Source organism: Sphaerisporangium flaviroseum (assembly GCF_039537005.1).
Classification (GTDB): Bacteria; Actinomycetota; Actinomycetes; order Streptosporangiales; family Streptosporangiaceae; genus Sphaerisporangium; species Sphaerisporangium flaviroseum.
In genome coordinates, this window is the sequence record NZ_BAAAZR010000004.1 from 393681 (window position 1) to 406558 (window position 12878).

General features: G+C 71.7%; 11 protein-coding genes. 6 read left to right on the plus strand and 5 right to left on the minus strand.

Annotation, left to right across the window (positions count from 1 at the left end; genetic code table 11):
• Positions 1 to 7: 7 nt before the first annotated feature.
• Both ABD810_RS13385 and ABD810_RS13390 read right to left on the minus strand, forming a co-directional pair.
• The gene (locus tag ABD810_RS13385; protein WP_344938534.1) at positions 8 to 2503 is read right to left on the minus strand and encodes a PEP/pyruvate-binding domain-containing protein; all 2496 of its coding nucleotides are present in this window, start codon (positions 2501 to 2503) and stop codon (positions 8 to 10) included.
• Between the two features lie 151 nt (positions 2504 to 2654).
• Positions 2655 to 4319 carry an IclR family transcriptional regulator domain-containing protein gene (locus tag ABD810_RS13390; RefSeq protein ID WP_344938536.1) on the minus strand — a complete coding sequence of 555 codons (1665 nt, stop codon included), beginning with the start codon at positions 4317 to 4319 and terminating at the stop codon, positions 2655 to 2657.
• 207 nt (positions 4320 to 4526) lie between these two features.
• Between ABD810_RS13390 and ABD810_RS13395 the strand changes: the two genes are divergently transcribed.
• The 5 genes from ABD810_RS13395 to pcaG all read left to right on the plus strand — a co-directional run bounded on the left by ABD810_RS13395 (position 4527) and on the right by pcaG (position 8807).
• A complete protein-coding gene (locus tag ABD810_RS13395; RefSeq protein ID WP_344938538.1) occupies positions 4527 to 5351 on the plus strand; it encodes a CoA transferase subunit A in 825 nt (274 codons plus the stop codon).
• Complete coding sequence (locus ABD810_RS13400) at positions 5348 to 6097, plus strand: CoA-transferase subunit beta (protein WP_344938541.1); 750 nt, start codon at positions 5348 to 5350, stop codon at positions 6095 to 6097. The genes ABD810_RS13395 and ABD810_RS13400 overlap by 4 nt, the downstream gene beginning before the upstream one ends.
• Positions 6098 to 6110: 13 nt before the next feature.
• Positions 6111 to 7292, plus strand: coding sequence for a thiolase family protein (locus tag ABD810_RS13405; RefSeq protein ID WP_344938543.1), 1182 nt, complete (start codon positions 6111 to 6113; stop codon positions 7290 to 7292).
• Between the two features lie 9 nt (positions 7293 to 7301).
• Positions 7302 to 8099 (plus strand): protocatechuate 3,4-dioxygenase subunit beta, encoded by a 798-nt coding sequence (pcaH, locus tag ABD810_RS13410; RefSeq protein ID WP_344938545.1) that lies wholly within the window; start codon positions 7302 to 7304, stop codon positions 8097 to 8099.
• Positions 8100 to 8195: 96 nt separating this feature from the next.
• Positions 8196 to 8807, plus strand: a complete 612-nt coding sequence (gene pcaG, locus ABD810_RS13415) for a protocatechuate 3,4-dioxygenase subunit alpha (protein WP_344938547.1) — start codon at positions 8196 to 8198, stop codon at positions 8805 to 8807.
• A gap of 49 nt (positions 8808 to 8856) precedes the next feature.
• Here the strand turns inward: pcaG and speB are convergent, their stop codons facing one another.
• From speB to ABD810_RS13430, 3 genes are all read right to left on the minus strand, one after another.
• The gene (speB, locus tag ABD810_RS13420) at positions 8857 to 9822 is read right to left on the minus strand and encodes an agmatinase (RefSeq protein ID WP_344938549.1); all 966 of its coding nucleotides are present in this window, start codon (positions 9820 to 9822) and stop codon (positions 8857 to 8859) included.
• A 250-nt stretch (positions 9823 to 10072) separates the two neighbouring features.
• Positions 10073 to 10714: an AAA family ATPase gene (locus ABD810_RS13425; protein WP_344938551.1), complete on the minus strand. Its 642-nt coding sequence runs from the start codon at positions 10712 to 10714 to the stop codon at positions 10073 to 10075.
• A gap of 215 nt (positions 10715 to 10929) precedes the next feature.
• Positions 10930 to 12354 (minus strand): erythromycin esterase family protein, encoded by a 1425-nt coding sequence (locus ABD810_RS13430; protein WP_344938552.1) that lies wholly within the window; start codon positions 12352 to 12354, stop codon positions 10930 to 10932.
• Positions 12355 to 12665: 311 nt separating this feature from the next.
• Between ABD810_RS13430 and ABD810_RS13435 the strand changes: the two genes are divergently transcribed.
• Positions 12666 to 12878 (plus strand): hypothetical protein, encoded by a 213-nt coding sequence (locus ABD810_RS13435; protein ID WP_344938554.1) that lies wholly within the window; start codon positions 12666 to 12668, stop codon positions 12876 to 12878.

The following is a 12878-nucleotide window of genomic DNA, read 5'->3' on the forward strand; positions in this document are numbered from 1 at the left end:
GGAGATCCTACGAACCACCGGCGTCGGCTGAGGTGACGCGGCCGGTGCCGCCGTCGACCGTCACCATCTGCCCGTCCTGCAGCACGGTCGTCGCCGTGGCGGCGCCCATGACGGCCGGCAGGCCGTACTCGCGGGCGACGATCGCGGCGTGGGAGGCGATGCCCCCCGAGTCGACCACCACGGCCGCGGCGCGCTGGAACAACGGTGTCCAGGACGGGTTGGTGTAGGGACAGACCAGGACGTCGCCGTCGCTCAGCTTGCCGAACTCGGCCGGGTCGCGGATGACCTTGACCCGGCCACTCGCCGTGCCACCGCCACCGGGGGTGCCGGCGACCAGCGCGTCGCCGTCGTCGGGTCCCGGCGGGAAGATCGCGTGCGGGTCGATGAGCCGGACGCCCGCGAGCTCCTCGCGCCTGGCCGATCGGGTCCGTACGGCCGCGCGCAGCGTCTCGGCGTGCGGCTCGGCGAGTCCCGGCAGGTCGGCGATGCCCTCCAGCTCCTCCAGCCGCAGGTGGAACACGTCCTCGGGCGTGGCCAGCACCCCCGCGTCTCGCAGCCGGCGGCCGATCTCCAGCAGGGAGCGGCGCAGGACGGGCAACGGCTGGGTGAAGTAGAAGTGGGAGTCCTCGCGGAACGCGACGCCCGCGCGTGCCGCCTCGACCCAGCGCCGCACGCGGGAACGCATCGCGGCGGTCCGCAGGAGCGGGTGGGCGAGCAGCCGCTTCAGCGCCTGGTCGGCACGGTCGGCGCCCGCAGGCGAGGGAGGTCTGCCGGCCAGCAGCTTGACCAGCCCGAGGACCGTCTCCGGAGCCTCCCCCAAGGTGGGCGGGGAGACCAGGATCGGGCTCGCGGTCTCGCGGTGCCCGTACTCCGCCAGGAACTCCTCGAACGCGCCGCGGAACGCGCCGAACTCCGGATCGCGGGCCGTCAGGTCCGCCAGCCGGTCGGGTTCCAGCTTGGCGAAGGCGTCACGGAGCGCGGGAGTCTCGCGCACCCGCTCGGCGAGGGTCTCCAGCGCGCGGTTGGCGTCCTCGGTGCGTGTCCGGGCGCCGAGGACCAGATCGCCGAACAGCGGGCCGCGCCCGAGCGCCTTCACCACGATGAGCAGCCGCAGCAGCGAGAGACCGGTACGCGGCAGGTAGTCGATGCGCAGGTCGGCGACCGGCTCGACCAGGGCCAGGGACTCCCGCGGCACGGCGATGAGCCGCTTCCAGGGCATCGTGCGCAGGTCTCGCGCGGCGAGCTTGCGCGTGTTCTCCAGGAACGCGGCGAAGCGCGGATCCTCGGTCCACCGGGCCGGATCGTGGCGCCGCGCCCGGGAGGCGATGCGGAAGGGGGCCGCGAACGTCCGCAGTGTGGGATGGGGAGCGGGCGGGACGAGCCGGACGACGACGCCGTCCTCCTCGGTGAGGAAGTCCTGGAAGACGTTCCTGATCCCGATGCTCCCCACCACCTTGCCCATGAGACCCGCGGGGCCATGAGGCAGCCAGGTCGTCATGTCGATCGGATAGGGACGCCAGGGAACGTACTCGGTGAGGATCGATCCGAGGCGGCGCTGCAGGCGGTTGAGCCGCACCGGAGGCGGTGGGAGCGCGGTCATCGGCCGCGCCTGCAGCAGCCGTACGTGACCGTCCGCGTAGGCCCACTCGATGTCCTGGGGGCGGCCGAAGTGGCGGGCGGCCGAGGCGCCCAGCCGGGCCAGCTCCTCCAGGACCTCGCCGGGCAAGGGCCGGGCCTCCGCGTCTCCCCCGGGTTCGTGGGTGACCCCGCCGCCCTCCGCGCCCCTGATGACGACCTCCCGCCGCCCGGGGGATCTCTCCCGGACCCTGCCCTGGGCGTCCAGCACGTAGTGGTCGGGGGTGACCAGGCCGGACACGACGGCCTCGCCGAGGCCGCTGCTCGCGTCGATCACGGTCTCCCCGCGATCGCCGGTGACCGGGTTGGCGGTGAACATCACCCCCGCGGTCTCGGCCTGGACCATGCTCTGGACGACCACGGCGATGCGCACCTCGCCGGAGTCGACGCCGCGCCTGCGGCGGTAGGCGATGGCCCGGTCGGTCCAGAGCGACCCCCAGCAGTGGCGTACGGCGTCGAGCAACGCGTCCTCGCCGATGACGTTGAGGTAGGTGTCCTGCTGGCCGGCGAACGCCGCTCCGGGCAGGTCCTCGGCGGTGGCGCTGGAGCGTACGGCGACCGGCCCGCCGCCGAGCTCCGCGTACGCGCGTGTGATGTCCGCGCGCAGCTCGCCGGGGATGCCGGCGGACGCGAAGGCCGCGCGGATGGCGGCGCCGTCATCGCCGCAGTCCGTGAGCAGCGCGGTGATGCGGGCGCCCAGGCCGGCGCTGCCGACGATCGCGGTGTAGGCCCGCGTGGTGATCAGGAACCCGTCCGGGACGGGGAAGCCGTTCGTGATGAGTTCGCCGAGGTTGGCGCCTTTGCCCCCGGCGAGCGCGAGGTCGTTCCTGCCGAACGCGCGTAACGGCGCGACGAGCTGCTCCTTCACGGACGTGCCTCCTTGGTCCCTTCTGGATCACGGACCCGAGCGGCGGCCCGCACCCCGGCGGGAATGGACAATAGTGCTCGACCATTGGGTACGCAACGTTCACTATGGGGCCGGTCGTCCCGTGGGCCGGCCGCTGACCCGCCCCGGCGGGTCAGCCGAGCGAGATCCGCGCGAAGCGCCCCGCCACGCGCAGGTCCTCCTCGATGCGCGCCGCCGCCTCCCGCAGCGACGGCAGCACGCTCTCGCGGGCCTGCTCGGCGGTCCCGCGGCCGGCGTGCATCGAGACGTTGACGGCGGCGACCACACTGCCCGTACGGTCGCGCACCGGGACGGCGGCGGACCGCAGCCCTTCCTCCAGCTCCTGGTCCACCAGGGCGTATCCTTCGCGGCCCGCCTCCTCCACCAGAGCGGCGAGCCGTTCGGGCGAGGTGACCGTGTGCCGGGTCAGCGGACGCGGGTCCGTACGGGCCAGGGACGCGGCACGGCGGTCCGGCGGCAGGCCCGCCAGCAGGACCCGCCCCATGGACGTCGCGTACGCCGGGAACCTGGTGCCGGGGGTGATGTCGACGCTCATGATGCGCACCATGGGCACCCGGGCCACGTACTGGATGTCGTCTCCGGCGAGGACCGCCATCGACGCCGAGTCGCCCACCCGCCTGGCCAGCCACGTCAGGTGCGGCTGGGCGATCTGGGGCAGCGTCTGCGTGGACAGGCGGGCGAAGCCCAGCTCCAGCAGCCGGGGCGTGAGGCCGAACAGCTTCCCCTCCTCGGCCACGTAGCCAAGCCGGCACAACGTGGTCAGGGACCGCCGCACGGCCGCCCGCGACAGTCCCGTGGCCTCGGTCAGAGCGCTGAGCGTCGCCCCGCCCCGCCCCGCGCGTGGCGTCTCCTCGAAGGCCGTGAGCACGCCGAGGCCCCGGGCGAGCGACTCCACGAACTCCGGGCCCAGCTCCCGCTTCGACGTACGCGCCTGGGACGCGGCGGGGACGGCGGACGGCGGGACGGGCGCCGGGACGGCGGAGGCGAGCGCGTCCTCCATCGCCGCGACCGTCCTGCGCAGCGGTGGCAGCACCGCGTCCCGCAACGACGCGGCGCTGTGCCTGCTGGTGTGGCTGACCACGCCGGCCGCGCACACCAGGCGCCCTGTTCCGTCCCGGACCGGCGCGGCGATGGCGACCAGCCCCGGCTCGATGAGCTGGTCGTCCAGGGACCAGCCGTCGCGCCGGGCGCCGGCGATCCGCTCCTCGAACGACGCCGCGCCGTGCTCGGCGCCCCGTGGCACGACGGGGAACGCGGCGTTGCCGGGATCGGCCTCCCGCCGCGCCCGCCAGCGCCACCAGTCGTCCTGTGACCACTCCGCGGCGAACAGCGCCCCGATCGCCCCGCACTCGGCCGGAAGCAGGTCGCCGACGTGGAAGGCGACCGACATCGCCCGCCTGCGGTCCGCCCGGTGCACGAACCGCACACCGTCGCGGTCGGGGACGGCGAGCGAGACCGACTCGTCCAGCTCACCGGCGAGCCGGTCCGCGAGCGGACCCAGCAGGCCCGGCAGCGAGGACGCGGCGAGGTAGGCGTTGCCGAGCTCCATCAGCAGGGGGGTGAGCACGGCGTCGCGGCCGTCCAGCCGGACGTAGCCGATCCGGGCGAGGGTGCTGAGAATCCGGTCGACCGTGGAGCGTGCCAGCCCGGTGTCACGAACGAGGTCGCCCACGCCGCGCCGGCCGTGGGCCCGGGCCAGCAGGCGCAGCACCGCGAGGCCCCGGATCAGCGGACCCACCGCGTCCTGGGGCGGCGGCGCGCCGATGATCGGGTCCATCACACGCTTGCCACGCCGATCTGGTCCGTCATGCGCTCTCCACGTCGGGGCACCTTCGCCGGGAACGGTACCGCCCCCGGCGATTGACAGCTCCGCCGCCGAGGATCAGACTTTGTCCCGACAATAATGAACTAAAGTTCGCCAGGCGAACAACTGGCAAAGGACGGATATGACGCCGACGGCTCGTACGGCGCGAGGGCGAGAGACATGACTGAGATCCGTACGCTCCCCGAGGCGGTCGCAGAGCTGATCCATGACGGGGACACCGTCGCCATGGAGGGGTTCACCCACCTCATCCCGTTCGCCGCCGGCCACGAGATCATCCGTCAGGGGATCACCGACCTCACGCTGATCCGTATGACCCCCGACGTGATCTATGACCAGCTCATCGGTGCCGGCCTGGTGAAGAAGCTGATCTTCTCCTGGGGCGGCAACCCGGGCGTCGGGTCTCTTCACCGCTTCAGAGATGCGGTGGAGAACGGCTGGCCGCGACCCCTGGAGCTCGACGAGCACAGCCACGCCGGCATGGCCAACCGCTACGTCGCCGGCGCCTCCGGCCTGCCCTTCGCGGTGCTGCGCGGCTACCGGGGCACGGACCTGGCCGGCCGCAGCGACACCATCTCCACCGTGACCTGCCCGTTCACCGGCGAAGAGCTGGCCGCCGTCGCGGCGCTCAACCCCGATGTCACCGTGATCCACGCCCAGCAGGCCGACCGCGACGGCAACGTCCAGATGTGGGGCCTGACCGGCGTGCAGAAGGAGGCCGCGCTCGCGGCCGAGCGGGTGCTCGTCACCGTCGAGGAGATCGTCGACGAGCTGAGCCCGCGCCCGGGAGGGGTCGTCCTGCCCGGCTGGGTGGTCACCGCCGTCGCGCGGGTGCCCGGCGGCGCCCACCCGTCCTACACCGCCGGATACTCGGTCCGCGACAACGACTTCTACCAGGCGTGGGATCCGATCTCCAGGGACCGCGACAAGTTCACCGCGTGGGTCCAGGCGAACATCCTGGCGAGCGAGGGGGTGCTCAGCAGATGAGCGACTGCACCCCCGACGAGCTGATGACCGTGAACGCCGCCCGTGCGCTGGCCGGGGCGCGCACCTGCTTCGTCGGCATCGGCCTGCCCAGCACCGCCGCCAACCTCGCCCGCCACACCATCCGGCCCGACCTGGTGCTGATCTACGAGTCCGGCGCCCTCGGCGCCAAGCCGACCAGGCTGCCGCTGTCCATCGGGGACGGTGAGCTCGCCGAGACCGCCGACGCCGTGGTATCCGTGCCCGAGATGTTCAACTACTGGCTGCAGACCGGGCGGATCGACGTCGGCTTCCTCGGAGCGGCCCAGCTCGACCGGTTCGCCAACATCAACACCACCTTCGTCGACCGCGGCCCCGACCGCCCCCCGAGCAGGCTCCCGGGAGCGGGCGGAGCGCCGGAGATCGCGGCCAACTGCGGCGAGGTCCTCATCGTGCTGCGGCACTCCACCCGCAACTTCGTGGACAAGCTGCACTTCATCACCTCCATCGGGCACGGCTCCGGACGAGGCGACCGCGAGCGTCTCGGCCTGCGCGGCAGGGGCCCGGTCGCCGTCATCACCGACCTCGGCATCCTGCGCCCCGATCCTGAGACCTCCGAGTTCGTCCTCACCGACGTGCATCCGGGCGTCACCGTGGACCGCGCACGCGCCGCCACCGGCTGGCCGCTGAGGACCGCGGGCCACGTCGGCACCACCGAGCCCCCGTCCGATCACGAGCTCGCCGCCCTGCGCGCACTGACTGCCGCCTGAAGGAGAGCGACACATGACCGACGTCTACATCGTCGACGCCGTCCGCACCCCGTTCGGCAAGTACGGCGGCGCGCTGTCGCGCGTCCGTCCCGACGACCTGGCCGCCCGGGTCGTACGAGCGCTGGCGGACCGCACGCCGCGACTGGACCCGGAGCGGATCGACGACGTCTTCTTCGGCAACGCCAACGGCGCCGGGGAGGACAACCGCGACGTCGCCCGCATGGCCGTACTGCTGGCCGGGCTCCCGGTCACCGTCCCCGGCACCACGGTCAACCGGCTGTGCGGATCCGGGCTCGAAGCCGTCATCCAGGCATACCGGGCGGTCGCCACCGGCGACGCCTCCATCGCGGTGGCGGGCGGCGTCGAATCCATGTCGCGCGCTCCCTGGGTGCTGCCCAAGCCCGAGCGCGCCTTCCCGGCCGGCCACCAGGAGCTGTACTCCACCACCCTGGGCTGGCGCATGGTGAACCCCCGCATGCCGGCCGAGTGGACCGTCGCCCTCGGCGAGGGCGCCGAGCTGATCGCCGACAAGTACGAGATCACCCGAGAGCGGCAGGACGCCTTCGCGCTCGCCAGCCATGAGAAGGCGGCGCGTGCGTGGAAGGACGGCGCCTACGAGGGCGAGATCATCGCCGTCGAGGGAACGGACCTGCCGCGCGACGAGGCCATCCGCGACGACACCTCGCTCGCGTCCCTGGCCAGGCTCAAGCCCGCCTTCCGCACCGACGGCGGCACCGTCACCGCGGGCAACTCCTCGCCGCTCAACGACGGCGCGGCGGCCCTGCTGCTGTGCGACGAGGACGGGCTGCGGGCTCTCGGGCGCGAGCCCCTCGCCCGGATCCGGGCCTCGGCCGTCACCGCCGTCGAACCGCAGTACTACGGGCTCGGCCCGGTCGAGGCGGTCCGGCGGGCGCTGGACCGCGCGGGAAAGGGATTCGGCGACCTGGCCGTCTTCGAGCTCAACGAGGCGTTCGCCGCCCAGGCGCTGGGCTGCCTGGCCGCCTGGCCTGACCTCGACCCCGCGATCGTCAACCCTCGCGGTGGCGCCATCGCCATCGGCCACCCGCTCGGCGCCTCCGGCGCACGCCTGGCCGGCGCGGTCGCCCACCAGCTCGCCGCCGCCGGCTCCGGCACCGGTCTGGCGGCCCTCTGTATCGGCGTCGGACAGGGCATCGCCCTGGTCCTCGAAAGGTAACAGGCACCCATGACGACCCGCCCCACGGCGCCACCCACGCAGGAGATCATCAGCGCCGAGATCGCCCAGGCGCGACAGGCCTATGAGAAGGCCGTCCAGGACGGCGCACCGCGCCGCCACCACCCGGACCGCGACTACGCGCCCTACCGCAGCACCGTCCTGCGCCACCCGCGGCAGCCCCTCGTCGCCCTGACCGACCCCGACGCCGTGGAGCTCAGCGGTCCGGTCTTCGGCGTCACCGACATCACCGACCTCGACTCCGACCTCACCCGGCAGCACGTCGGGGAGCCGCTGGGCGAGCGGATCAGGGTCACCGGGCGGGTGCTGGACGGCGACGGCCGCCCGGTGCGCGGCCAGCTCGTCGAGATCTGGCAGGCCAACGCCTCGGGGCGGTACGCACACCAGCGTGACCAGCACCCGGCGCCGCTCGATCCCAACTTCACCGGCGTCGGCCGCTGCCTGACCGACGACCAGGGAAGGTACGCGTTCACCACGGTCAAGCCGGGCGCCTACCCCTGGCGCAACCACGTCAACGCCTGGCGGCCGGCGCACATCCACTTCTCGCTGTTCGGCACCGCCTTCACCCAGCGCCTGGTCACCCAGATGTACTTCCCGGGCGACCCGCTGTTCGTCTACGACCCCATCATGCAGTCGGTCACCGACGACGCCGCCCGCTCCCGCCTGGTCGCCGGCTACGACCACGACCTGTCCACCCCGGAATGGTCACTCGGCTACCGCTGGGACATCGTCCTCTCCGGCCCCACGGCGACCTGGACCGAGGACCCCGATGACGCAGACCCCACCTGACGGGACCCGCGGTGAACCGAAGACGCAGACCACACCTGACGAGACCCGCGGTGAACCGATGACGCAGACCCGCCCGACCCGAAACACGGTGCGCCCATGACGCAGACCACGCCCGAGGCCGGCCACGGCGAACCCATGACGCGCCCGCCCACGCCGTCCCAGACCGTCGGTCCCTTCTACGGGTACGCGCTGCCGTTCGCCGGAGGCGGGGACATCGTCCCGGCCGAGCACCCCGGCGCCATCACCGTCCACGGCCGGGTCTACGACGGTGCCGGGGAGCCCGTGCCGGACGCCATGCTGGAGTTCTGGCAGCCCGCCGCCGACGGGTCGCGGGCCGGATCTCCCGGATCGCTGCGCCGGGACCCGGTCACCGGCGCGGTGATCGGCCGTACCGGCCTGGACTTCACCGGCTTCGCCCGCGTCGCCACGGACGCCGACGGCCACTACGCGGTGCGAACCGTTCCGCCGGGCGGCGCGCCGTACATCTCGGTGTGCGTCTTCGCCCGGGGCCTGGTGCACCACCTCTACACCCGGGCCTACCTGCCGGAACTGGCCGACCCCGCCACCGAGCCCCTGCTGGCCTCGCTCCCCCCGGAACGCCGCGCCACTTTGCTCGCCACCGCGGAACGCGACCGCGTCCACCGCTTCGACATCCGCCTCCAGCACGACGGCGTCCACGAGGAGACGGTCTTCCTCACCTTCGACTGACCGGTGAACCTGTGCGCAGTAGCCTGTGCGATCAGTTGGAGCCTGCCGGTCAGTGCCGCCACGAAGGCAGTCCCTTGCCGGTGAGGGCGAGCAGGCCGATCAGGTCATAGGCGACATGCGACGCCGCGATCGAGGTGATCTCGGCGTGGTCGTAGGCCGGGGCGACCTCGACGACGTCCGCGCCGACCAGGTTGGCGCCGGCCAGGCCGCGCAGGATCTCCAGGAGCTCACGGCTGGTCAGGCCACCGGCTTCCGGGGTGCCGGTGCCGGGGGCGTGCGCGGGGTCCAGCACGTCGATGTCGACCGAGACGTAGAGCGGGCGGTCGCCGATCCGCTGCCGGAGAGCGTCCACCACCTCGTCCACGCCCCTGCGCAGGACATCTCCGGAGGTGACGATCCCGAAGCCGAGGCGGCGGTCCTCCGCCAGGTCCTTCTTGGCGTAGAGAGGGCCCCGGGTGCCGACGTGGCTGAGCGCCTCGGTGTCGAGCAGTCCCTCCTCCACCGCGCGGCGGAACGGGGTGCCGTGGGTGTACTCGGCGCCGAAATAGGTGTCCCAGGTGTCCAGATGCGCGTCGAAGTGGAGCACCGCCACCGGGCCGTGCCGTCGCGACTGGGCGCGCAGCAGCGGCAGCGCGATGGTGTGGTCGCCGCCGATGGTGAGCGGCCGCGTGCCATCGGAGATCAGCTCGCCCATGGTGTGCTCGATCGTCTCGATGGCGTCACCGATGTCGAAGGGGTTGCAGGCGATGTCCCCGGCGTCGGCCACCTGCAGGGCCGCGAACGGGGAGACGTCCAGGCCCGGGTTGTACGGCCGCAGCAGGCGGCTGGCCTCGCGTACCCCCGACGGGCCGAATCTGGCGCCCGGCCGGTAGGAGACCCCGGCGTCGAACGGCACCCCCACCACCGCGATGTCGCACCGGCCGACCTCGTCCAGGCGCGGCAGCCGCGCGAAGGTGGCGGGTCCCGCGAAGCGCGGGACCCGCGATGAGTCCACCGGCCCTCGAGGCTCGGTCATGGTGGCGGCTCCAATCGAGGTCGCCGGCCTCCGGCATCTCGCCGGCGCCGCGGGTCACGGACGGGCACACCGCCCCGACCCGCAAGCTACCGGTCACGCCTCCGTCGCCGCACCGCCGCGTCCGCCCGGAGAGGCCGGGCGGACGGACCGCGCCTACGAGCCCAGGCGGTGGACCGGTCCCACGCCAGAAGGCCGGCCGCGAACGAGCCGTACACCAATCCGGCGGCGACACCGCGATCGTCGACCATCATCAATACGACAAGTCGTCGAAACGGATGTCGGACAAACGGTCGGCGGCGTCGCGGTCGAGCACGGTGACGCTCGCGGCCGGAGGCAGGCCGCCGGCACGGGCACGGCGCATGAGCACCTGCCAGCGCCGGCAGTGCCGGGCGAAGGTGGCCGCGGTGACGACCCGCCCGCGCGAGTGCTGCCCGGCGCGGGCCGTCTGCGGCGGGATGTCGAGCAGGATCAGGTGCATGGCGGCGCCACGGCTGCGGGCCAGCCAGGCGAAGCCGTAGAGAATGTGCGGCCAGGTGCCCCTGGTGTGGGCGACGACGGCGTGTCCGCGCAGGACCGCGCGCGCGATGCGCGCCACGTGGGTGGCGTGCACGACGGGGGTACGGACCCGGGAGGGGACCGGCCCCAGGTAGCGTGCCCACCAGTTGCGCGACTGGCGGGAGTCGACCACCCGCACATCGCCGGCGGCCACCGGCACCCTCTCGTCACCGTTCAGCCCGTACAGGCGTGCGAGCAGGGTGCTCTTGCCGGCGCCGGGCAGCCCCGCGAGCAGCACCAGCGACCCGGCGCGGTAGCGCAACTCCTCTACGGAGGCCATGACCTGCACCTGGTGGGGTTCGTACTCCGGTCGCGGGATGGTCGGCTCAGGGATCATTGACCTCTCGTCATCTGCTCGGGAGCCCGGAGGCTAACGGAGATCACCGGTCCAATCGGGCCCGTTACCATGAGCAACGTACGAGCCCGCCCCAGAGTTTCAAGCCGCCGACCGTAACCGCCTCGTGGGTCCTTGGCCGGGTGGGCGGCACATGGGTGCCCAGAGTGCCTGGAGGGCCTCCAAAGGGTGGCCGGCCACTCGGGCCCGCCGGCGGCCTAGTCGGCTGCCGGCGTGTGAGGTGAGCTTGCGGCGATGTCCCTGATGAACACCACTCCGTCGGTCTCCTTAAGATGATCCGGGTCCAGTGCGAAGTAGTCGTAGTTCACCGAATCATCGGTTCGCAGGGCGAGTTCGGTTCCCATGCCGTCGAGAGCCGTGGCCAGGCGTGCCGAGTCGATCACGTAACGGTTCTCCGGGAGGGTGGAAAGGACCCCCTCCAGCGTGTCCGCGCGCGGAACGTTGAGCCCCTGGCCCCGCGCGGCCCCCAGAGCCGAGGCCACGAAGGCGTACTGGTCGCCCAATTGCGCGCTGACGATCGCTCCAGCGCTCCACCACTCCAGCGTCCGGCCTTCCAAGGACCCCCAGCCGGGCGGTAGCGTCCAGCGGCTCTTGTCCTTCTGAAGGTGGCGGTTGTGGGCGAACACCAGCGTGTGACCTCGCTGTGCCTGGCTCTCCACAATGGCGCCGAGGTTGTCCGCCATCATCGTGTCCCGCAGGCCCATGAGTCGCACCACGCGACTCGCGGACGGATCGGCCATCACGGTGTGGTAGCGAAGCAGCCCAGCGGCGGTTCGGCCGAACAGGCACGCCTGCCACCAATCGTCGCGCGACGTCGCGGAGACCAGGCGTGGTGACTCCGAAACGAGCAGGGTCAGCAGGTCATCGGTGATCAGGCGCAGTTCTGAGACATCGGCGGAGGACCCCACCGACCGGGAAGGGTCCATGATCGCCTCAGGGGCGGTCCAGCGCTCATCGTCGCCGGTCAGGCGATCGATCGTGTCGAGGGAACAAGGGATCAGATCGGCGTCCACATGGTCCGCGAGGTAGCCGTGAAGGGCGGTCAGCACACTCCTGGGACCGGCGGCACCGGTCATCTCGATAGGTGCGTCGAACCCGAAGAAACGTAGCCTGTCCGCGGCGGGACGGTCCTGGTTGTATTCCCTCATCCAATGGACCAGCTCGCGATCGGCCGCCGACTCTCCCAGTCCGTGGCTGAAGCCACGCCGCATCACGTCATCAAGTGACCCCACGCCCCGCGCGACGAATTCGTCGACCTCCAGACCGGCCACATAGTCGCTCTCGATCGCGATCGACCGGTAGCCCTCGTGCTCGGCCAGGTGCCGGAACAACCGGTTTCGCAGCCGCGGAAACGCCTCCTCCCCGTGCATGGGTTCCCCGAAGCCGAGAAGGCGGGGCGTCGTCGTGAGCGATCGGAGGAACTTCGTGAACGCGACTTCGACGCCACCGTCATCGGCGAAGGCCCAACCGGTTTCGTGGAGGTGAGGGCGTGTGGTCATGGCGGACCCCGTTCTGCTTGGTGTGCTTCCAGCACCTTCAAGCCTATCGTTCAACCAGCTTATTGAGACTTTTATCTCTTGTTCCGCCCATTCCCCGCGATAACCTTCAAGTACGTGGATCAATGTCGGCCGGGCGGGGCTTCGGCCCGCCCACCCGGCGCGTGGACATGCGTCACGTGAATGGGAATCGCCCGGGGAGTGGCACCTGAGGGCGGCGGTCCCGGCGGAAACACCGAGTTCGATGAACGTTTCAGTTCATGTACGCCTTCTACGCCGGCCCTACCAGGTCATCCAAAGGCCGGGAAACCAAAGCCGGCGGAGGTGACCTGTCCCCAGGTGATCCCCGATGCGATACTTCCCGTGCCCACCACTCCAATTAAGTGTCTCCGCGTGTTTCTCGCGGAAATATCATTCGGCACGCCAGAGGAGAATTAATGCGCACAGTACGAACCCTGATCGCCTCGGTCGTCCTGGCCGCCGGTCTGGCGGTATCCGTCGGTGTGACGCCCGCGCAGGCCGCCACACTTCGAAACGTCTACTATTACGACTGGGACTGCCATCGCGTCGGAAACCTCGGCATCGACAGCGGTTGGTGGACCTCGTACACATGCACTCCCCAGTACGGTTACTGGTTCCTTTACGCATGA

What these genes read in the sequence shown, in the direction of transcription:
- ABD810_RS13395 (WP_344938538.1), top strand. Translation starts at nt 4,527, where the DNA reads ATGACTGAGATCCGTACGCTCCCCGAGGCGGTCGCAGAGCTGATCCAT.
- ABD810_RS13400 (WP_344938541.1), top strand. Translation starts at nt 5,348, where the DNA reads ATGAGCGACTGCACCCCCGACGAGCTGATGACCGTGAACGCCGCCCGT.
- pcaH (WP_344938545.1), top strand. Translation starts at nt 7,302, where the DNA reads ATGACGACCCGCCCCACGGCGCCACCCACGCAGGAGATCATCAGCGCC.
- ABD810_RS13405 (WP_344938543.1), top strand. Translation starts at nt 6,111, where the DNA reads ATGACCGACGTCTACATCGTCGACGCCGTCCGCACCCCGTTCGGCAAG.
- ABD810_RS13435 (WP_344938554.1), top strand. Translation starts at nt 12,666, where the DNA reads ATGCGCACAGTACGAACCCTGATCGCCTCGGTCGTCCTGGCCGCCGGT.
- ABD810_RS13390 (WP_344938536.1), bottom strand. Translation starts at nt 4,319, where the DNA reads ATGGACCCGATCATCGGCGCGCCGCCGCCCCAGGACGCGGTGGGTCCG.
- ABD810_RS13425 (WP_344938551.1), bottom strand. Translation starts at nt 10,714, where the DNA reads ATGATCCCTGAGCCGACCATCCCGCGACCGGAGTACGAACCCCACCAG.
- pcaG (WP_344938547.1), top strand. Translation starts at nt 8,196, where the DNA reads ATGACGCAGACCACGCCCGAGGCCGGCCACGGCGAACCCATGACGCGC.
- speB (WP_344938549.1), bottom strand. Translation starts at nt 9,822, where the DNA reads ATGACCGAGCCTCGAGGGCCGGTGGACTCATCGCGGGTCCCGCGCTTC.